The sequence below is a fragment of the Sphingomonas jinjuensis genome (genome assembly GCF_014197105.1).
Taxonomy (GTDB): domain Bacteria; phylum Pseudomonadota; class Alphaproteobacteria; order Sphingomonadales; family Sphingomonadaceae; genus Sphingomonas; species Sphingomonas jinjuensis.
Genome location: NZ_JACIEV010000009.1, coordinates 72,697 through 91,523, shown reverse-complemented (window position 1 = coordinate 91,523; position 18,827 = coordinate 72,697). Strand labels below are relative to the sequence as shown.

The window sequence follows — 18,827 nt, the reverse complement described above, 5'->3', positions numbered from 1 at the left end:
CCGTCGGGGTGGCGTGTCGGCCGGATGCCCTTCCGGCACCGCCGCACTATCTGCACGTGATGGTTGATTATCCCAAAATCGAGACCCCGTTCCGGCGCGCAGCGCGCCGACTGGTCACGCCCGCCGCGCGGCGGTTCGAGCCGGATTCCTGGTCCGATGCGCTCGCCTCCTGCGCAGACGCAGGCGACGATGATCACGCGCTTCTCGCCGCGGCACTCTGGACTGCGCGGGAGATGCGCGCGCTGGAGGCGTCGCTCCCCGAACCATTCCCGGGAATGTCGTCCACTCAGGCGGTCATGCTGGGCGTGGCCGCGTCCAACTTGGAGCAGCTGAAGGCGCAGCAAGCGGTACGGGACCGCCAGCGCTCGCTTGAAACCGACGATATGGTCAGCTTCGACTACTTCTCGCATCTCCCGTACGCCAACGTGGATGGACAGGAGCTGAGCCAGAGCGACTTCGGCGAGGCCGGGATCGAGGCGCTCGTGTCGTGGCTCTTCGACGCCCGCTCCCTCGAAGCGCCCGACGCGCGCGACGTTCCCGGCGACCAGGTCATCGGCGTCGTCGGATCGGCGCTCCGCTACTACTCCCTGAGGGCAGTCCTCAAGAACCAGTTCGACAAGGCGCTTCATCTAGGCGCTCGCCTTGAAACCGGGGAGGTCGACGCCTGGCAGCCGCGCGATCCTGCTCTCGCCCGGCTTCAGCATGCATGGCAGGCACGTGCGGAGACCGACGTCATCACGGCCGCGCTCGAAGTCCGCGATGAATGGCCCAGGCTTACGCCCATGGAGCGGCGCGCTCGTCTGCCACGACGCTCGGTGATCGCCGCGCGGGCGACGCCGAGGGGTTCCAGGCTGGTAGTCGGTCGACGGGAATGCCTGTCCAACAGACCGCCCTTTGCGGCCATTGCGCGTCGGACGCTGGAGCGGAGCTATCTTGCCTGCTTTCTCGATCAGGACATGCCGCTCGCACCGGGCTTGACGGCTTCGCTGCTAGCCGATGCCTGGTGGGTTATCGGCGATGCGGGACGCCAGCTCTTGAAGTTGCCGAAGAAGATGCCGGGTTTCCGTACATCCAGCGGCTGGGCGGCCGCGGTTCGCCGCCACGAACTGGTCGGAACGTTGGCCAGGGTGTTGGGCGTGCGGGAGGAGACGGCGGACGCGATCATCGCCTTCCTGACGTTCCATGTCGCGAGCGGAGACGCGTTCGGCCCGGTCGATCCGGGCGCGCGTCCGGGGCGGTCGCCCCGCAAAGGGGACCGTGGGCTCTGGGCCTTCCCTCTGGTGGCGGTGCCGCAGGAGGAGGTGCTGTTCATTCCCATCACGGTCTTCGAAATCGGAGCGATGCTGTATCGCGTGGAGGCTTGGCTCGAGCGCGGCGGGATCGACGACGACGCGCTCGAACACCGCGGGGATGTCTTCGAGGCCGATCTGCGCCGTCGCTGCGCCGAAGTAGTCCGGGGCAATCCGGCTTTTCGCACGGCTCGGGTGGCGGAGCGCGAGGTAGAGCGCTCGACGGTCTTCCCGCACCAGGTTGATCTGCTGTTCAGACTCGGCGATCGCGTCTTCGTAGGTGAGGTGAAGTGCTTTCTGACACCGGCCGACCCGCATCAGTGGGACCGCTTCTACCGGCAGAAGCTGCCCGACGCGGCTAGGCAGGCCCGCATGCGGGCGGAAGAGCTCGGGTGGCGTCCGGACGTCGTCGCGGAAGCCCTGGGCATCGACGAGGCCGAGGCGGCGTCGATGGGCGTGCATCCGCTGGTCGTCCTCAACATTGGGGCGGGTTTCTCGCTCCGAGTCGACGGTTGCCGCGTCGTGCATTCCGATTTCCTCCTGTCCTATCTTCGCGGACCGGTCATGGAGGCGGGTGCTGCGGTCAAAGCCGGCAAGCGGGTCGTGACGCGCGTTGAGCGGCTCTATGAGAACGAGCGCGAAGCGTCGGACCGCTTCGATGCGGCCATGGCGGATCCCTGGCCGTTGAGGCGCTTCCTCGACCGGCTTGGATGGGAGGAGACCCAATACCCGAAGCCGTCAGGCGGTCGGTTCACGATCGGCAGCCCGGCGCGGGGCAACCTCACGCGCGAGGAGGCGGGTGGCTATCAAGCCATTCTGGCGGAACTCGGTGTAGGCGGGTCGGCTGATTGAGCGCGTTGTATCGGCCGCCTACCGTGCCGATGTGGAGGCATCCGGGATCCCGCCGACGTGATCTCCGTTCATGCGAAGGTCTGGACAGGTTCGGTGCGTGATCGACCGGGTGTTCCTGCTCGGCGATTGCCCCGCGCGGCAGCCCGCGGCAGGCATTCAGCATCGTTCCGCGCGGGACCTACCGCATGGCTCACGCGGCGTGCGCTAGCGCCGGTGCCGCGCGAGACCTGCGCAGGTGCTCGATCGCGAGCGCCACCTTGTTCTTCGGCAGGAAGTCGACGTAATGCTGCTCCACGGTGCGGGCGGTGTCCTGGATCGCCCATGCCGCGACGTAGATGTCGCCGGTGGTGCGCAACAGCGACGTGGCGATGATGTGCCTGACCGCGTGCAACCCGTGCGGCAACACCTTCTCCGTGCCGGAGTCCGCATCGGAATTGCGCACGAAGTGCATGCCGGTCAGGGTCCGATAGACGTTGCTGAGCCCGGCGGCGGTCAGGTCCTTTCCGCCGACCCCGATGAACAGCGCGTCGGACGCGCGGCCCTTGAGCAGATACGGCCGCCCCCGCGCCATGTATTCGTCCAGCCGCCCGTAGAGGTCGCACTCGTCGTCCAGGACGAAGTCGTAGGGCTGATCATCTGCGAAGAACGGGCTGCTGAAGTTCTTGAAGCGGCTGGCCGGGATGAGGATCCGCCAACGCACGGTGCCGTTCTTGAGCTTCTCGCGCCTGAGCGTCGGCTCCTCACCTGAGACGGTCAGGAGCAGCGTGGCGGCCCTGAGGCCGGTCTGGACGACGATGAGCGTCAGTATGGCGTTACGGCCGTGCAGGTGTCGGTCGACCATTCCGAGCGGCCTCGCCTCGAGCATGCGGCGCACGTCCGCCATGTAGGGGACCATCGGATCGTGCTCGTCGAGGTATCCCCTGATCGGAACGAACGGTTGCCGCAGCTTCTTGCGCTTCGGATCGCCGGGCTTCATCTCCTCGATGTCCTCGAGCAGATAGGCGTGCGCGGCGGTGACGGCTGCCTGCCAGTCCTCCTCGAAGGCGTCGATGTCCAGGAAGACCTCGCCTTGGTCGAGCTTGGCTCCGCCCGCGTCCAGCCACTCCTTGATCGTCCTGAGTTCCTTCTTGTACTCGTTCTTCCAGACGATGCCGCTCCCGGGTTTCAGGAAATCGGCGGCGTGCTGCAGGGTCTGCGCGACGGTCGGGGCGAACCTTCCGCCCGACCGCCGCTTCTTCCAATGCGCGAAGCCGGTCAGGAGATCGAGGACCACGAAGATGACGGGGTGGATCAGGTCGAGGGGCATGTCGAGTCCCAGCTCCACGCTGAACCCGTTGGGATCGGCGGCAGACCCTTTCGAGGAATCGGCTTCCTCCACCCGCGGCCTGACCAGGAACCCGAAGAAGTAGCCGCACATGCGTTCCCCCATCCTCTCGGTGAGCGGCCGCCAGGAGCGATCCTCGTCCTTCGATGCATTCGAGCGCTCCGCCTTGGTGGGGCGGGCGCCGGGCAACCGCAGGTCCGCTTCGCGGTAGGGCCGCACCACGTTCAGTTCGGGCGTCTGATCCTTCCAGGCGTCCTGCATCGCCTTGGGCCATTCGTTGAACGGAAGGCGGTAGCGGTCGCGGATCTGACTCGAGAGCCGCTTTGCGTATTCCGTCTCCTGGCGGACGTGCCGCTCCCATTTCGCCTTGGCGATGGCGAGCTGCTCCTCGGGCGATTTGGTCGTGATGTCGGCGGGCAGCGCGCGCGACACGCCGGACAGACCATGCTCGCCGAGGTTCACTGCCAGGCGGCTCGACCTCCACTCGCTCTTCAGCAGACGCGACAGCGTGTCGGGCTTCACGCGCAGCAACGCCTCAAGCGCTCGGACGTGAACGTCCGACTCGACGGTCGGATACGACAGGCCGTGCAGCCACGCGTTGGCGCGTGCACCCGCGGCCTTGATGATCTGATACGCGCTGACGTTCGCCTCTGCCGCCAGGACCTTGATCGCGGTCGCGAATGTCGTCGGCAGCGGACGATCCGAGCGCATGGCGTCGAAGTAGCCAATCCAGCGCTTGATCTGCGTTTCCCATCCCGAGCCGAACCCGTCGGGGCGCGAGGCGATGGCGCGGCGCACGCGGTCCGGAAAGTCCAGGGGCACCGTGTCGCCGACCTTGCCGCCCAGTCTCGCCAGCGTCAGGAACCGCGTGAGCGCCATGACCGTCGCGCTCCCCGCCTGCAGTGGATCGGCGTAGCCGGCCTCCTTGGCCTCTGCCTGCCGCGCCGTGCGACCCCACTCCTTCATATCGCGGTAGGTGAACCGCCGCGCCGCCAGAAAGGGGTTGGGAACGAGCGGTTTCCCGTCGCGGGCCTCCTCCATCGCCTCGCGGTGCTGGGCCGCGAGCGGGCCTCCCGTGATGTCCCGGGCGGTCACACCCGCACCCTCCGCGATCTCGACGGCGTCGAGCATCGTGGGGTGGAGCGGATCGGCCGGCATCTCCCCCCGCCGACGCTTGAACTCGGCGGCCAGAAGGGCGGGGACCGCTGGGTTCCGCGCGGTCTTGTCCCAGTGCGATTTAGGGAGGTCGACCGAGATGCCGGGGACGCCGATTTCCTTGTCCACCGCGCGGAGGTACGCCTTGCGCTTCTCGTTCAGGTCCTTTGGTTTGCAACCGATGTCCTTTGCCGCGCTGCGCCAGCTGTAGCGCCCGCTCGGGCCGTTCCGTGGAAGGCCGTACTCGCGTTCCCTCATCTCGGCGACGTGGATGCCGATGAGGAGGTCCACCGGATCGGCGTCGCTTCCCCGGAAGGCCTCGCCCGCGTCGGGTAGCAGATCCTCGAGGCCACGGATGGCCGTGCGGATCGCATCGGTCCTCGTCGCCTTGGGATGGCCGATGTACCGGAGGACGTGGTTCGCTGCGACGCTGTTGTTGGTGACCGGCGGCCGAAGCCCGTGTTCGAGAATCCAGGCCCGATAGGCGTCCAGCTTGCGAAGGACGCGGGGTTCGAGGTTCGTATCGTCACCACCTATGAAGCCGGCGTCGATCTCGGCGCAGGCCGCCTCCAGCGCGGGCTTGGCGGCACGCATCAGCCAGCCGAGCTTGCCGCGCTGCGGCGTGTCGAGCGCCTCGCCTGACGCCGGGGCTCCGTTCATGGCCGTGATCTTGTTCATCGCATTTCTCCTTCTGCGGTGTCGGGAAGCGCGGCGGCCGGCTGGCGCCACGATTGTGGATCCTCTGCTGACGACGTCGCTCCGCGCGTCGTCAGCCTCGGTCCTTGCGGTTGAGCGGGCAGTCGGCGCAGCGCGGGTGGGTGCGGCCGGTGACGCGCGCGGCGAGCCACTCGTCCAGATCGGCCACGCGGTAGCGGATCGCCCCCCTGAGCAGGGTTACCCAAGGAGGGCCGCCCTCCGCTTCCGGGTGCCTGAGTTTCTCGAGAGTGCTGACCGCCAGCCCGACGTGGTGGGACGCCTGTGCGGTGGTCAGAACGGCGGACGGCGGCCATCTCTTCCGTGGCATCGCGAAAGCTCCTGAAGTGGGAGCTGGCCGTGTCGGGGCGATGCGCAATCGGCGGTAGGGGAGAGGATTTCCCGGCGGCGCTGGGGAGGCGCTTGCGTTCGGCAGCGTCGTTCCGGCAGTGCAATCGCGAAGAGGTCCCGGGATTTCGGCGCGGCGGCGGCGTGCGACTCGGAGGTTTGGGAGACCCGCTAGGTCAGCAGCCTCGTCTTCATCCCCAGTTCCCGCAGCAGGAGCGCGACGAGCCTGAAGCCCGCTCCGGTGTCCAGCAGGTGCGGGGTGTTGCCGCGGACGTCGTAGCGGCCCTCGCATCGGATGTTGATCGGATAGGACAGGTCGTTCGCCGACCGGAACTCGCACGCGACGTACCAGCCCGGTGGTTGGACATCGACGATGCACGCGGTCGTCGCGGGATCGCCCATGGACCTCACGATGGCCGCCTGCTCCTCGACCCATGCGTCGAGCACAGCTGCAGCCATCTCCCGATCCTGCGTCTGGGAAGGCAGGATGCGGGCGATGTCGTCGAAGCTGAGATGAACAGGCACTTTTCCACTCCTCGTTCCTTGAACGAGCCCATTTCCTTTCGGACGGATCATGGCCGCCCGGAGGCGGAGCCCCGCCTCGAGGCTCAGGCCGGAACCCTGGTGCAGACTGAAGGCTCGGGAGATCTCGGCCCGACCGTGCGGGGCGCCCTCCAACTCGAAGCCGGACCGAGGGGAGAGAGGCCGTTGAGCCAGGTGGAGCTGTGCGCGTGAAACCCGCGCGTCAACGTGTCAGGTCGGACACCGACAGCTGGCCGACGACTGGGACGCAGAGGCCGCTCGTGCCTCGTTCCGCCGCAGTTGGCTGCGCCAGCGACGGTTCAGGAAGCATCGCGGGCTCGGCTGCGGCGTCGTCCGGCCTCGCGCCGGCGCGAGTGTGGCGGCGTCTCGGTTGCCAACCGCCAGATCTCCCCGGCCATCGTCGGCGTGACGAATTCTCCGAACTCGGTGAGGATGAGCCGCTCGTAGTCCTCCCGGCCGATGGCGCGGTTCGGATCTTTCCCGAAGTGCTCCTGCAGCCAGAGCGCGATGGCGGCCTTTAGGCTGTCGCGGTCCTTTGCGTCGAGGACGGGGCGGGTGCTGGGCAGCAGCACCGACACGATCCTTCGGGCCGCCGCGTCGCCAACGGGCGGCATCTGGTTGCGCACGATCGCGGTCAGGTTGGCGAGCACGATTCCGGTAGCCCGGTCCTGCAACTCGTGTACCCCCACGGAATAAGCAGATGGGCCGTAGAATTGCATCACCAGGTCCATCTCGGCCGCCCCGATCAGGACCCACTGCGGGAGAATGGGCCCCTCGGCGGTGCGCCGCTCGATGAGGCCGGTGCTGACCGCCGCCCTCGCGCGCTCCTTCGTCCACTCGTCGCGTGCGATCTCGACGCAGTCGCCACCACCGAGGCGTTGCGCGCGAGCGATGAGGCTCCCGGAAGCGACGAGGTCGGCGACGAACCGTGCTGCCGAGGCGGCCTCTCCGGCCACACCGGATTCTACCGAATCCAGGTCGATCTCGCCGGCGGTCGCGAAGTCGACGGCCTCTAGATAGAACAGCGCTTGCGCCACAGTGACGGCTGCCTCTGGCAGGAAAACGAGCCCGGGGACTTCCGGCCAGCGGCCGGGCAGGCCGTAGATGCGCCACGGGTCCAGCTTGGAGGTTTCAGGGTCTGCTGGCACGTGTCTTCCCGCTTGCAAGATGGCGACCTCTTATCTCTCCCCGCTTTCCTACCGGTAAAGCATCGGCGAACATTTCAGGATGGTGACGTCTGGCGCGCCAATCGCTCGCGGTTCATGGTCGTCGCATGCAGGTGGAGGCGATTCGGAAGGTCGGTGAGGCGATCCGCACGAGGCGGTTGGCGGCCGGGCACAGCCAGGTCGCGTTCTCCGAGCGAGCGGACGTGGACCGGCAGTATCTGTCGAGGCTCGAGCGCGGACAGCAGAATCCGTCGCTGCTGCTGCTCATGCGGATAGCGCTGGAGCTGGACGTGACGCTCGTTGAGTTGCTGCGGGACGTGCGGTTGGACGCCGCCGAGCTTCGCGCGGTCAAGCGGCTATCGCGCGGTCCGCGTCCGGCGGGGCACGTCGGCGATGGCGGCGACGCAGAGTAGCGCCACCATCGCCGGTGTACGTCAGCCGCCGATCGCCGTCTCGATCGGCGACGTGCCGATTTCCAGCGTCAGGTAGAGCCAGTCGCCCGATTCCTCGACGCCGGTGATGAGGGCGTTGCCGGGGATGAAGCGGAAGTCGATGGCCTCTCCGAGGTGCCGGCCCAGCAGGCCCGCCTTGATCGTATCCGGAAGACCGTTGCTCTCTAGGAGGAGCACCATCGCCTCGAGCCGGAAGGTGCTTCCACGCTCGCGGTTTTCGACGTAGCCCCGCACGACGCCGTCGTTCCAGTAGACGCCGGCAGTCATATCGTATCCGGTCTCCCCGCCGAACGAGAAGTTGACCTGGCGATCGGATCGCAGCAGCTCAAGCGCCGCCGCGCGGCCGAAGCCCGAGATGTCCAGCACGCGCAGCGCGGAGTCGTCGATGAAGCCGGTCGAACCCAACACCTTCGCGCGCGCCAGTACGTTTCGGCGCTCGACGTGCTTGGCGGCAAGCCCCTTCAGCCGCTCCTCCATCCGGTCGAGGCCGTGGGCGTCGGCGAATTCCGAGACGCGCTCGATGCCCGGCATGAGGTCGTCGCCGAGCATCTCGACGTCGACCGTCATCTTGAGCTCCTCGGCGGTCTTTCCGGGCGTCGCGCCGATTGCGACGACGCGCATCTCGGCGATGCCGCCCCTGCCCGCCTCGATGGCCGCTTCCGCGAGGTCGCGGTATCCCGCACCGATCTTCTTCAGCCCGCGCTCCGCCCTTGCCATGTGGGTGGCGCCTCCGACGAGCGCAGCGGCCACCAGGACAAGGTCGCGGTCTCCGGTCTTCCGCGCGGGGACGGGGAAGCGGTACTCGACGCCCGATGCGCCGATGGGTTCGGAACGGATCTGGCCGAAGTACGAGTGGTCGTCATCGTCTCGCGCTGCCGCGAACGACAGCCCACCCAGCTTGCGAATCTGCGTCTTGGTCAGCGCCGCGGTCGCGATCTCGATGATACGCTCCAATTCGGCCTTGCGCTTCGCCGGATCGATTTGCGGCGGATCGATGTGGAACAGAGGGGCCGCGGCGGCGGCGATGTCGTTCTGCATGTACATGTCTTTTTCCCTTCGACTGGCGTTGCCAGCCACTCTCTCGATGCTCGGTGATGCCGCGAGGCAGCCAATCCGATCTTCCGGACTGGTGCGGGCTTGCCGCTATGCGGCAAGCGGCAGTTGCCGTCCTTCGATCTCGCCCGCCGTCACGGGACGAGACGAGGACCTGAACTTCAAGCGTGTAGGCCCACCTTCCTCGCCCTGCGAGGATACCAATCTTGAGTCGCAGCGCAGGACCGGATGATCGGCGATCGCGTCCAGTCGCCGGCTACGTAGCGACGTCTGCAAGGTTTCCGGCAGGACCTGATCGAGCCGCAGTTCGTCTATGTCGATGTAGCCGACGCCGGGCAGCATCGCGCTGCAAACGATGACGCCATCGAGGAGCCGGACGCTGACGTGATCGGTCCATTGGATCCCCGACAGCTGGGTCCAGCGGCCGCACCGCGCGGCGTCGAGCAGGTCGGCGGCAACCGAGCCGACGCTCCGCCCTGTGGTCGCGATTGCGGCTTCCGCCACCGCATCGACGTGGATGACCTCGCCAGTGGAGAGGCTCGCAAGCCGCCTCGATCTCAGCCGCTGCTTCCGCTCATATGGAGCGATTGCGCCCCGCAGCATCCGGGGTCCCGTGCCCAGCAGCTTCACGACCGATGGGCGCAGCGCGTCGTCGAGCACCTCCAGCTCGACCTCTAGCCAATGATCGCGGGCGGACATGCGGGCGTCGGTCTGGTTGCGGGCGATCCGGACGGCGAGGACGCGGGCGCCGATGCGGGTCGCGGTCTCCTCCGCCGCCTGGTGCGCGGCGGCGAGCCGCCGGGCGATGACGGGTCTCCCGCGCGACGCGTCCGCGACGCGCGCAGCGACTGCGTCGGCCAGTCGCGCCAGATCCGGTTCGCCGTCGGTGTGGGTTTCGAACGCGGAGGCGCACAGCGGGAGGCCGAAGCCACCCATGTCCACGTCCACCGTGAGCGTCTGCCACTCGTTCTCGTAGTAATGGACGCCGACCCTATAGTCATCTCCGACGGGGGGCGTGACGGCGGGGTCTCCGATACGCGCAATGGCGTCGGCGACCAATTTGGAAACGCGCGCGACGTGCGCGGAACTGAGTGTGGTATCTTCTCTCATGTCTTCTCCCTCGGCGCGGAGGCGAGGGTTCTATTTTCCCCCGAATCTCAGTGCTCCCACCCAAAGATTAAGATCATCGTCCACGTCTATTGATCTGCTGGTGGCGAAACGCCTTGCGGCGGCGCGCATGGTCCCCGATCTCCAATTCGAGAACCGCGATGGACGCAAGGTTTCGCCCGGCTGCGCCGCGACCGCGTCGCGAAAACCGATGACCATCGGCCCGCGTCGTCTCGAGCGGATGATCGCCGCCAGGATGGTAAATGGTGAAGTCGATCTGACGACCGCGTCACTACGGCCTGGTCTCGCTAAACGCGGATGCGCGCCGTCGACCCGAGGAATTTCGTGAAAGACTGGACTGGAGCTTCCCGGCTGCTCCGTCCGCTCGCGTCATCACCCTGGCGGCTCTTAGCCCCGCCGGTCCACCCTCCGAGGCTACTCGCGTGTCCTCCGGTCACTTGGACACCGCGCACCGAATGCGATCTCCGGGCGCGAAGTCCCAGGGTCAGTCATTCCGAGCTGTCGTGCCAGGTGCGCGACTGCGGCATGGGCCCCCGAGTCGACTGTCGACATGCTACGTCGGCGTCGACGGACGGCAAGCGCGAACAGCTTGAACGAACCGGATTGGGCCCTTTTTCCTCGCGGCCTAGAGCGTGATGTCGTCCAGGCTGTCGATCAGCGTGGCGCCGCCCAGTCGTGCCTCGGTTTCGGCGAGCGCTGCCATCGGATCGAATTCCTCCAGGCCGTGGAAATCTGTCGAGGTCGCCGCTGCAATCCTGGCTATCGGCACTTGGAACAGGTTGAAGTCCCCGTACTGGAACGTCTCGGTGGTTGACTGGATGAATTCGGCCTGTCCGAGAACGTAGCCGGTCGCATGGAGCCGCTCTCCGTCTGCGGCGACCATTACGACAACCTTCCAGAATGCCCTTGGCACAAGAAGGTCTGGCCGGTCCGCGAGCGCGCTGTCCGCGTCAGAGAGGATCGGGCCGGTGAACACCGAAGCTCGGAGACCGTGCGTCTGCGCGGATCGAAGGATGTACTTCTCGAGACCCAGCCAGCGCTGGCGGCTACGATTGAGCAGCGCGTGCTGGAGCGAGGCGTTCGTGTAGTGGAACGTGTCGGCGTCCGCCTGCGCGGCTACTTCAGGCGTGCCCCAGTTGGGATCCTCGCGGCGCACGAGATGTCCCCGGTCGAAATCGCCGGGGAAGTCGCTTGACCCCAGTTGCAGCTCGGGATCGATCCTCAGGTCCTTGTTCCACTTGTCGTTGCCGCGCTTGATCTTGACGGGAGATTCGCCGTCGATGTTGACCGCCGTGAGTCTGGGCGATCGGCGCTCGGCGTCGTAGAGCACGCTGAAGTGAGTGTAGCGCAGCTCGTGGTCGTCGGGATCCGACAGCAGCGGCGCAAGCGTGTCTTTTGGCGGCTGCGGCATTGGTGCATGCAGCTTGGGGTCGCCGTGCCTGTCGGTCGATAGGCCCTCGGCGAGGAAGCCGGGTCGATAGCCCTCGCGACCGTCGAAGTGGGACGATTGGCTAACCCCGTCCTTACGCCCCTCCGGACTTTCACCGGGAGAGGCCACCGCCACTGCTGTCCGACCTTCGAGGGCGTCGCGGATGGATTCGACCGAAACCGCGACGTTCTCCGTCAGATATCGGCCGCTGAAGTGGAGGCCGACGACCTTGCCGCTCTCCAGGTTCATGAGCGGTGAGCCGGACGCTCCGCCCAGCGTCGACGCGTCGTGTAGCAGGCGGAGCCCTTTACCTGTGGACTGGCGGACACGCCCCGGCGCGAACCTCTTCAAATCATAGGTGTCACGGAAGATGTCCGCCTGCGCGTCCGCTGCATTGCGGCTGTCGTAGGCTGGATAACCGACCGTGCAGATCAAGTCGCCGACCGAGGCCTCGTCGGCGGCCAGTTCCAGCGCTTGTGCGAGATGCGCGCCGTCCAGTTCGAGGATGGCCACGTCGGGGTCGTTCGGACGCGCGAGGTATCGGACCGCCTTCACCTCCGCCGTCTGCACCGCTGCTGTCATGTGTTCGTGCCGGAAGTCCACCTTGGCACCCAGGCGGACCAGGCTGTTGGGATCGGTGCGGAAGGCTACGCGGCCACCGGGGCGGTTCAGTGCGAAGATTTCCGCGACGTGGCGATTGGTGACGGCGATCGTCCCATCGCCGTGATTGACGAGCCAGCAGGTACCGAGCCAGTCCATGCTTGGATGGTTCACCGTGTCGACACGCCCTACGGCGAGGAAGGAGCCGCTGAGCGCGTCGGCCCGCGATCTGAGCGTCTCGATCCTGACGCCATCCTCGAAGTCGTCGCCAGTCGACCAGTCGACCTTGCCGCCGACGATGAGGAAGCTCGGCCGGCCAACTCTCAGGATGATCGCCTCGATGAACTTGCTTCGGCCGGCCACGCTCTCCTGGAAGGACTGGGTTTCGCGTCCCTCCAAGACCGCCAGGAACTCGTCGGGCGTCGCCCCCCTCGCTTCCAGCGCCTTCCCGACCGTACTGGCGGGATCATGGGCCATCTCCTTCAGCCTGTTTCGCAATTCGGGCTTTAGGATTTGCGAGACACGCCTGAAAGTTTCCTCATACGCCATGCGTCACCTCCGGAATGGAGGCTACGCCCGCGCACCGGAACTTGCACGGCAATAAACACCCTGATCGGTTGCGATTGACGTCGCCTATCTCAACTGCCGTTATAGTGTGTGTGAAGGCTTTGTGACTTGGAGGTTCTCTGCGAGACGCTTTGGAAAGGTTGGAGCGCGTCTTCGCTGCGCCGGACCAGGGCCGGTACAGCGCCGAGGCGGTGGGCATGTCCCGGGAGCCGGGTGATGATCGGCTGGAGCGCGGCGCCCCCGACCCCGCACGCCTGGAGGTCGCGGTTGGCCAGCTCAGCCTTCTCGTTGCCCAGACGCGCCACAGGCTCACCGGTGAGGGGACGATCGCGCGCGTGGAAGATGACCTTGCGGTTGCCGCCGAGCTGGGGGCGGCCATCGCCGCGGGTCGCGGGGTTCGTCGCACCGAGCGGACGAACTTCGCGGCTGAACTCATGATTCGCGCCGACGGCACACGGCCCGCCTCGCTGGTTCGCGGCGGGCGGCTGCTGGCCCCCGGTCAGCTCGGCCCCTTCGGACAGATGTTCGAGCGCTTTCTCCCCGACGCCGCCGCTTCGGTTCGCGCCACGGGTCGGATCGAGCGCGAAGGTCGCCACCTGGGAAGCGGCGTTCTCGTGACCCATCCGGATGGCGGCGAGCCTGTTGTCCTGACCGCCGCGCACGTGGTGGAGGGGTTCGGCTGTGAAGCTGGGCGCCGGCTCGAGTTGTCGCTGCAGATCGATTTCCTCGGCGAGGTGGGATCCGTGGGCGCCGACCGGCACCGCCTGGGTCGACTGCTCGCGATCGGTGACGGCGCCGCCTGGCCGACCGACTACGCGATCCTGGAGCTTGGCGATTCGATCGATGGCTTGTCACCACCGCCTCCCGTGAAAGTCGATTACGACCGACACGCCGTCGAGCCGCCCGCTCAGTTGGCAGTAGTGAGCTACCCGGGGCGGCCGAGCGGCGGCGCCCTCGCCTTGTGGCCCGAGCTGGCCTGGCGTCAGATTTTCGAGGGGATCTGGCATCTCAAGCGCGTGTCGCCCGCGCGGTCCGTCGACGGGTCGGAGCGACCGCTGGTGCATCACGACGCGACCACCACGGAAGGCTCCTCAGGCGGCGCCATGCTGTCGATTGGTTCGGGACGGCTTGGCGGCCTGCATCTTGGCGGGGGGGCGGGAGTCAACGTCGCGCTCCATGCCAGTGTACCTCTGGGGGTAGCCCTTGCATGCCGTTGACGGATGACGTCATTGATCAGCTCGCGCAATTGGTCGCGACGACGTCCGAGCAGTTTGGCCGGACGTTCAACCATGCGCAGGCCGGACGGGACGATCGCGTGGATCTCGCCGTCGTCGCGAATGCCGATCCCTCGGTGGAACCGGTTGTCGCCTGCCTCCGTTTCGCGAGGGTCAACGGCTTCGCGAAGCATCTACTGCGCTGTTGCATCGACGATCAGGTGGCCGGTCCCTTGACCTTGGCGGAAGGTCGGACCTTCGCGGATCTGTGCCGCCTGCACGCCGGCATCGAGACGCCCGTCGACCCTGGCTCGATGGCCCAGGCGGTGGCCGCTCTCGAACACGACACCGCCGCCCGTGAACGTCGTCGCGCGCTGGATCAGGGCTACCGCCCGGAGGCAATCAACGAGACCGGTTTCGACTGCAATGCCAAGCAGCACGGCGAACAGGTGCAGAGCACGATGGCGATGGTCTGCCGCATCGACGACTCGCGCGGGAACGTCCTCGGCTCGGGCATTCTGATCGCGCCTCATCTCGTGGCCACGGCCGCACATGTGGTCGAGAGGCACGTCGATGCCTCCGGAATTGCAAAGCCCGAGGGCGCCAAGCGGATCAAGGTGAAGCTGAACGCCCTGTCGATGGCGGCGAACGGGGAGGCGCCGGTGGATCTCGACGCCGATTGGCTCGCTGGCTTCGCTCCGAGCGATCACCGGCCGGGAGACGACGGCAGGATGAGCCTTCCGCCGGCCCATGATCTCATCGACAGTCATGATGTAGCGATCCTGCGCTTGAAAGGTGCACCTGGTTGGCTTCGCGGCTGGATCGACGTCGAAGGAGCGCGCGCCGAAGTCGATCCTGCCCGGACCGGCCTGTGCTTCCATCACCATCCCGGCGGAGCCGCCCAGTCGATCAGCATTGGCAGCCATCTCGGTGGGCATGGTTGCCGGTTCCTGCATTCCTGCTCCAGCATCCCGGGCAGTTCCGGCGGACCTCTGCTCGATCACGACGCGAGGTTGGTCGGGTTGCATCATGGGTGTCTGGAGGATGAACCGGACACGCCGAACCTCGGTGGCGGGGGTGGTTGGCTCGCCGACTGGTGGGCCGCACATCCCGACCTGCGCGTGGCGCCACCCGAGGTCAGCCCGTTCTGGGAGATACGTTCGAGCGGGCCGGTCGGGTCAGGCGAGCCGGTTATCGGCTTCGACGCGATGCAGCAGCGGGTGTGGGACGCTCAGCGGCATGAAGATCCGGTGTGCGCCGTAACTACGATACCGGCGTACGCCGGACGGATCCTTGGCTCGCTGATCAGCAAGATGCTGCCTTCGGACCGGGCGCAGGTGGTGACGCTCTCTCGGGCAGACCTCAACGGATACGTGACGGCGGCGGTGAACGAGGCCAATCCGGTTACGGCGATGCTCGCTGCGATGGCCGGCCGCCTTGGCGCGCCAGCGATCGTGACCGATCCAGCCCGTTCGTCTGAAAAGGTGGCGACCGATCCGGTCAATGCCGCACAATACGCCAACGAGCTTGCGGACCGCCTTCTCCGCATGCAGACTTTCAGGACGCTGTGGCTCGTCGTGAACGTTGGCGATGGCAACCTGCCATCGGCGATGTCCGAGGCGTTGGGATACCTGTATCGAACGGTAGTCAGCCTTCCGCGGGGACGCGGGAAGTTGGTCATCGTCGGCAGCGACCCTTTGATCCGCGCCGCGGTCGCTGGGCTGATGGAGGACGTCGTGCAGGTCGTCGAATGGCCGTTTCATAGACCGGACGACGCGGCGCTCGAACGGTTCATCCTGCGTTGGTGCCGGGAGACCAGACAGACGCAGAGGGTTCAGGCCGGAGCAATCGAGTTCATGGACATGTTCAGGAGCATGGCGGACGCGGCGGTCGAAACGGAGTTCGGCGGCGATTGGTATGCGGCGCTCTGCGCCTCGCTTCGCAGGAACCTCATCGAAAGGAACGCGCGGTGACCACTGGCGGCATGACGGCCGAGGCGCGGTGGGCGAGGATCGCGAAGGGCATTCGTCCGGTTACCGGGGCGCTTGGCGATACGCTGCAGGGCGCGCTCAGCATCGCCGAGCGGCTGGCTGCCGTCACCATGTGGTTCAATCCCGGCGAGCTCTGGCGGGCCAGTTCCGAGCAGATCGGTTCCGGGCCGGACATCCGGTGGCTTGAGCAACTGCGGACCCGATGTGCTGTCGACGCTCGGGACGCGGGCAGGTGGCTGCTGCTCGACCGGGAGCGACTGCCGCTCCTCCACATGTTGAAATCCGAGGGACAGCTGGTCGAAACGTGCGAGAGGGCAGCCTATACCGGGGACGCGGACGTGCCGCGGATGCTCCTGGACATACTTCAGGGGGAGTTCCAGCCGGCCGCCGCGCGCTCCGAATCGCTCGCCACCGCGACCGAAGTGATACGCTGGTTGAACGCGATCCACGCCGACGTGGCTGCGCCGAGCGCCCACGATCTGACGGGGATGCTGGAACTACGGTCCCGCGATGCCGAGCTGGATTTCCTCGCTCATGGGACGGTTGGCCGGGAGGCCGAGCTTCGCAAGCTGACCTCGTTCGTCCGCCGGGTCTGGCGCGCCGGTCCATCGGAACCCAGGCTCTCGCTGTTCATGCTGGCCGGCATCGGCGGGATCGGGAAGTCGACCCTGGCGGCGGACTTCGCGCGCAATCACCTTCCCCGCGAGTATGCGGACCCCGTCCTGCTGTGGATCGACTACGACCGGCTGCGCGTGCGTCCCGAGGACGTCGGAACCGTGCTGATGGAAGTCTCGCGGCAGCTGGGATGGGCCATGCCTTGGGCTGCGGACGCGCTTAGGCAGGCTAGGGCGGCCCTGCGTTCCGAGCAGTCCGGGCGGGATGGCCGCACCGACTACCGTGCCGCTATCGACTCGATCGCCCATGCCGTCGTCGGATCTGGTCGCGAGCGGCTCGCCCGGCCGGTGCTGCTGGTCCTCGACACCTTCGAGCAGGTCGACCGGGTGCCGGGCCAGACCGTGCACATCCTCGGCGCGCTCGACAGCCTCCGGTCCCGCATGTTCGACAGCTTCGCGGTACTGGCCTGCGGCCGTTCGCTCTTCACCGCCGGCTTCGGCGAAGTGGCGGTGAACGACCAGACGGAGGACTTAGAAGGCCTGGGTCGCGAGGCCAGTGTGGCGCTTCTGACGGGAAGGGGTGGCCTGAGAAACGCCGCGGCCCTCAGGTTCGTCGCGGCGTTCGCGGACCTGGGCGACAGGTTCCGCACGAGGGTGGGCATACCGATGCTCCTCATGCTCGTCGCGAGGCTCGCCCGCGATGGGCATTTCCTGCTGGATGGAAACGATGTCGAGCAGATTCGGGAGGCGACCGACGCCGCAGCTGCGACGGCTTACATCTACGGTAGGATCCTGGAGCGTCTGCCGACCGAACTCCGGGCGTTGGCGCACCCCGGTCTGGCGGTGCCGGAGGTCTCGGCGGACGTCATCGAACACGTCGTTTGGCCTGCCGTCCATCCGGATCGCTTCCCGCCGGGCTCGGAGCGCGCCCAGGACCTGTACCGGCAGCTGAGCCACGAGACGTGGCTCGTGGATCCGGTACCCGGCAGCATGCCGCCGCGCGTGCGTCATCGGCCGGATCTGCGTCGAGCGATGCTGCAGGCGATGAGGAAGGATGCCAAGGCTTGCGGAACGATGTTGAGTCTGCACCAGCGGGCGTTCTCGTGGCACCGGGATGAGCTGCGTTCGACGCCCGACCGGCAGTCCAACTACCATCGTCTTGGACAGGTCTACCACGGCCTGCAGGTAGCGGCGTTGAGCGGTCGATCGCCGGGCGTCGGCATGACGGCCATACGGAGCGTCCGCGACCAGCTCGTGTTCCTCGTCGAGGACTTCGACGACGACTACCAGCCCGCGGTGAGGGCTCTTATCGGCGAAGATGTCGATCCAGGGTTGCTGGCGCCTCTGGACAGGCGGCTGCGGGCTTCGGTCTTGACCGAGCGGGTCCGTGCATACGCCACGGGCGGCGATCCGGTGGCGGGCCTGCGCTACGCTGCATCGCTCGACGTGACAGACCGTTCGGCGTCGCCCTCCGTCGCGCGCTGGATACTTCGCTCCTACTTCTCTTCCGGCCGATGGTTGACGGGGGCGCCCGTGGTGAACGACCTGGTCGACCGACCGGATGCAGTCGCCTATGACTTCGGCAGGGGGCGACCCTCGCTTTTGACGTTCCTGGCGGCGTCGCAGGTGGCTGGTCCACACGCGATACGGGAGGCGCTCCGTATGTCGCAGCGGCGCGGCGGAACGCAGGCGATCGCCGACCTCTATCAGGCGATAGATCTCGTGCTTGTTTTGGTCGAACGCCCGGGAGCGAAGCGGCGAGAGGAGCTGCGAGGGCTGCTGGAGCGGCTCGTGATGTCGCAGCCGCCGAAACGGAGGAAGGGCGACGGCCTGACCTTCGCGCAGATGTTTGGTGCCCTTCAGCGTCTCAGCGATCCGGCAAGGCACGACGTTTCGAGCTTCGTGGCGGCCGCCAAGCGAGGAGCGCACGCGGTTGGCATCGCGACGATGCATGATCTGAATAGACGTTCGTCAGGGAGGTCGAGCGCCCAGCTCGTGGCGTCGTGCCGCTCGCTGGAAGCCAAGATCGACAAGGGCGACGTGCCTCTCCATGCCCAGTTCGTGTCGGTCTTCGACGATCTCCACGCTCCGCTTGGCGAGTCCCTTGCGGCCGGTGTGACGGGGGGTGACGAGCTCTTCAGGCTCGCCGAGTTCGCTTGGAACTCACTGGAAGTTCGACCGTCCGATCTTCGACCGTCGCGTTTCGTGGAGGATTGTGCGGATCCTCGCCAGCGGCGTGAACGGATGCGGACGCTGGTAGCGTTTCTCGACCGCTCTGCAAAGCTGGACGGCTTCCTCCGCCACCTTGGCGCGGCGCGGATCGCCGACTCGGATGCGCTTCGGGTGGCCGATTTCGCGCTGAGATTCCGGTCGGCCTTCGGAGCGGAGCGCGACTAGGCCGCGGTAGGC

12 protein-coding genes are annotated in these 18,827 nt (G+C 66.9%); 6 read left to right on the top strand and 6 right to left on the bottom strand.

Translation table 11 applies throughout. From position 1 onward, the window contains the following. Positions 1–59 precede the first annotated feature (59 nt). On the top strand, positions 60–2,141 hold the full coding sequence (locus GGQ80_RS14735; protein ID WP_221364419.1) for a hypothetical protein: 2,082 nt from the start codon (positions 60–62) through the stop codon (positions 2,139–2,141). Positions 2,142–2,331: 190 nt separating this feature from the next. Here GGQ80_RS14735 and GGQ80_RS14730 read toward each other — a convergent pair whose 3' ends face one another. The 3 genes from GGQ80_RS14730 to GGQ80_RS14720 all read right to left on the bottom strand — a co-directional run bounded on the left by GGQ80_RS14730 (position 2,332) and on the right by GGQ80_RS14720 (position 7,352). After that, complete coding sequence (locus GGQ80_RS14730; RefSeq protein ID WP_183986186.1) at positions 2,332–5,298, bottom strand: site-specific integrase; 2,967 nt, start codon at positions 5,296–5,298, stop codon at positions 2,332–2,334. 534 nt (positions 5,299–5,832) lie between these two features. Then, positions 5,833–6,186, bottom strand: a complete 354-nt coding sequence (locus tag GGQ80_RS14725; RefSeq protein WP_183986184.1) for a hypothetical protein — start codon at positions 6,184–6,186, stop codon at positions 5,833–5,835. 317 nt (positions 6,187–6,503) lie between these two features. Next, a complete protein-coding gene (locus tag GGQ80_RS14720; protein WP_183986182.1) occupies positions 6,504–7,352 on the bottom strand; it encodes a hypothetical protein in 849 nt (282 codons plus the stop codon). Between the two features lie 125 nt (positions 7,353–7,477). Here GGQ80_RS14720 and GGQ80_RS14715 point away from each other — a divergent pair, with 125 nt between their 5' ends. Continuing rightward, a complete protein-coding gene (locus tag GGQ80_RS14715; protein ID WP_183986180.1) occupies positions 7,478–7,783 on the top strand; it encodes a helix-turn-helix domain-containing protein in 306 nt (101 codons plus the stop codon). Between the two features lie 21 nt (positions 7,784–7,804). On the opposite strand, the gene GGQ80_RS14710 is transcribed toward GGQ80_RS14715, so the two are convergent. Beyond that, the gene (locus GGQ80_RS14710; protein WP_183986178.1) at positions 7,805–8,860 is read right to left on the bottom strand and encodes a hypothetical protein; all 1,056 of its coding nucleotides are present in this window, start codon (positions 8,858–8,860) and stop codon (positions 7,805–7,807) included. Between the two features lie 105 nt (positions 8,861–8,965). Next, positions 8,966–9,985: a hypothetical protein gene (locus GGQ80_RS14705; RefSeq protein ID WP_183986176.1), complete on the bottom strand. Its 1,020-nt coding sequence runs from the start codon at positions 9,983–9,985 to the stop codon at positions 8,966–8,968. A 127-nt stretch (positions 9,986–10,112) separates the two neighbouring features. On the opposite strand from GGQ80_RS14705, the gene GGQ80_RS18335 reads away from it, so the two are divergent. Next, positions 10,113–10,331: a hypothetical protein gene (locus GGQ80_RS18335; protein ID WP_221364418.1), complete on the top strand. Its 219-nt coding sequence runs from the start codon at positions 10,113–10,115 to the stop codon at positions 10,329–10,331. A 297-nt stretch (positions 10,332–10,628) separates the two neighbouring features. Here GGQ80_RS18335 and GGQ80_RS14700 read toward each other — a convergent pair whose 3' ends face one another. Next, positions 10,629–12,581, bottom strand: a complete 1,953-nt coding sequence (locus GGQ80_RS14700) for a DNA/RNA non-specific endonuclease (RefSeq protein ID WP_183986174.1) — start codon at positions 12,579–12,581, stop codon at positions 10,629–10,631. A 158-nt stretch (positions 12,582–12,739) separates the two neighbouring features. Between GGQ80_RS14700 and GGQ80_RS14695 the strand changes: the two genes are divergently transcribed. The 3 genes from GGQ80_RS14695 to GGQ80_RS14685 are packed head-to-tail and all read left to right on the top strand — an operon-like array spanning position 12,740 to position 18,815. Further along, positions 12,740–13,816, top strand: a complete 1,077-nt coding sequence (locus tag GGQ80_RS14695) for a trypsin-like serine peptidase (protein ID WP_183986172.1) — start codon at positions 12,740–12,742, stop codon at positions 13,814–13,816. After that, the gene (locus GGQ80_RS14690; protein WP_221364417.1) at positions 13,813–15,786 is read left to right on the top strand and encodes a trypsin-like serine peptidase; all 1,974 of its coding nucleotides are present in this window, start codon (positions 13,813–13,815) and stop codon (positions 15,784–15,786) included. The genes GGQ80_RS14695 and GGQ80_RS14690 overlap by 4 nt, the downstream gene beginning before the upstream one ends. Beyond that, positions 15,783–18,815 carry an AAA family ATPase gene (locus tag GGQ80_RS14685; protein WP_183986168.1) on the top strand — a complete coding sequence of 1,011 codons (3,033 nt, stop codon included), beginning with the start codon at positions 15,783–15,785 and terminating at the stop codon, positions 18,813–18,815. The genes GGQ80_RS14690 and GGQ80_RS14685 overlap by 4 nt, the downstream gene beginning before the upstream one ends. The last annotated feature ends 12 nt before the right edge of the window (positions 18,816–18,827 follow it).

What these genes read in the sequence shown, in the direction of transcription:
- GGQ80_RS14700 (WP_183986174.1), bottom strand. Translation starts at nt 12,581, where the DNA reads ATGGCGTATGAGGAAACTTTCAGGCGTGTCTCGCAAATCCTAAAGCCC.
- GGQ80_RS14715 (WP_183986180.1), top strand. Translation starts at nt 7,478, where the DNA reads ATGCAGGTGGAGGCGATTCGGAAGGTCGGTGAGGCGATCCGCACGAGG.
- GGQ80_RS14705 (WP_183986176.1), bottom strand. Translation starts at nt 9,985, where the DNA reads ATGAGAGAAGATACCACACTCAGTTCCGCGCACGTCGCGCGCGTTTCC.
- GGQ80_RS14735 (WP_221364419.1), top strand. Translation starts at nt 60, where the DNA reads ATGGTTGATTATCCCAAAATCGAGACCCCGTTCCGGCGCGCAGCGCGC.
- GGQ80_RS14710 (WP_183986178.1), bottom strand. Translation starts at nt 8,860, where the DNA reads ATGCAGAACGACATCGCCGCCGCCGCGGCCCCTCTGTTCCACATCGAT.
- GGQ80_RS18335 (WP_221364418.1), top strand. Translation starts at nt 10,113, where the DNA reads ATGGTCCCCGATCTCCAATTCGAGAACCGCGATGGACGCAAGGTTTCG.
- GGQ80_RS14730 (WP_183986186.1), bottom strand. Translation starts at nt 5,298, where the DNA reads ATGAACAAGATCACGGCCATGAACGGAGCCCCGGCGTCAGGCGAGGCG.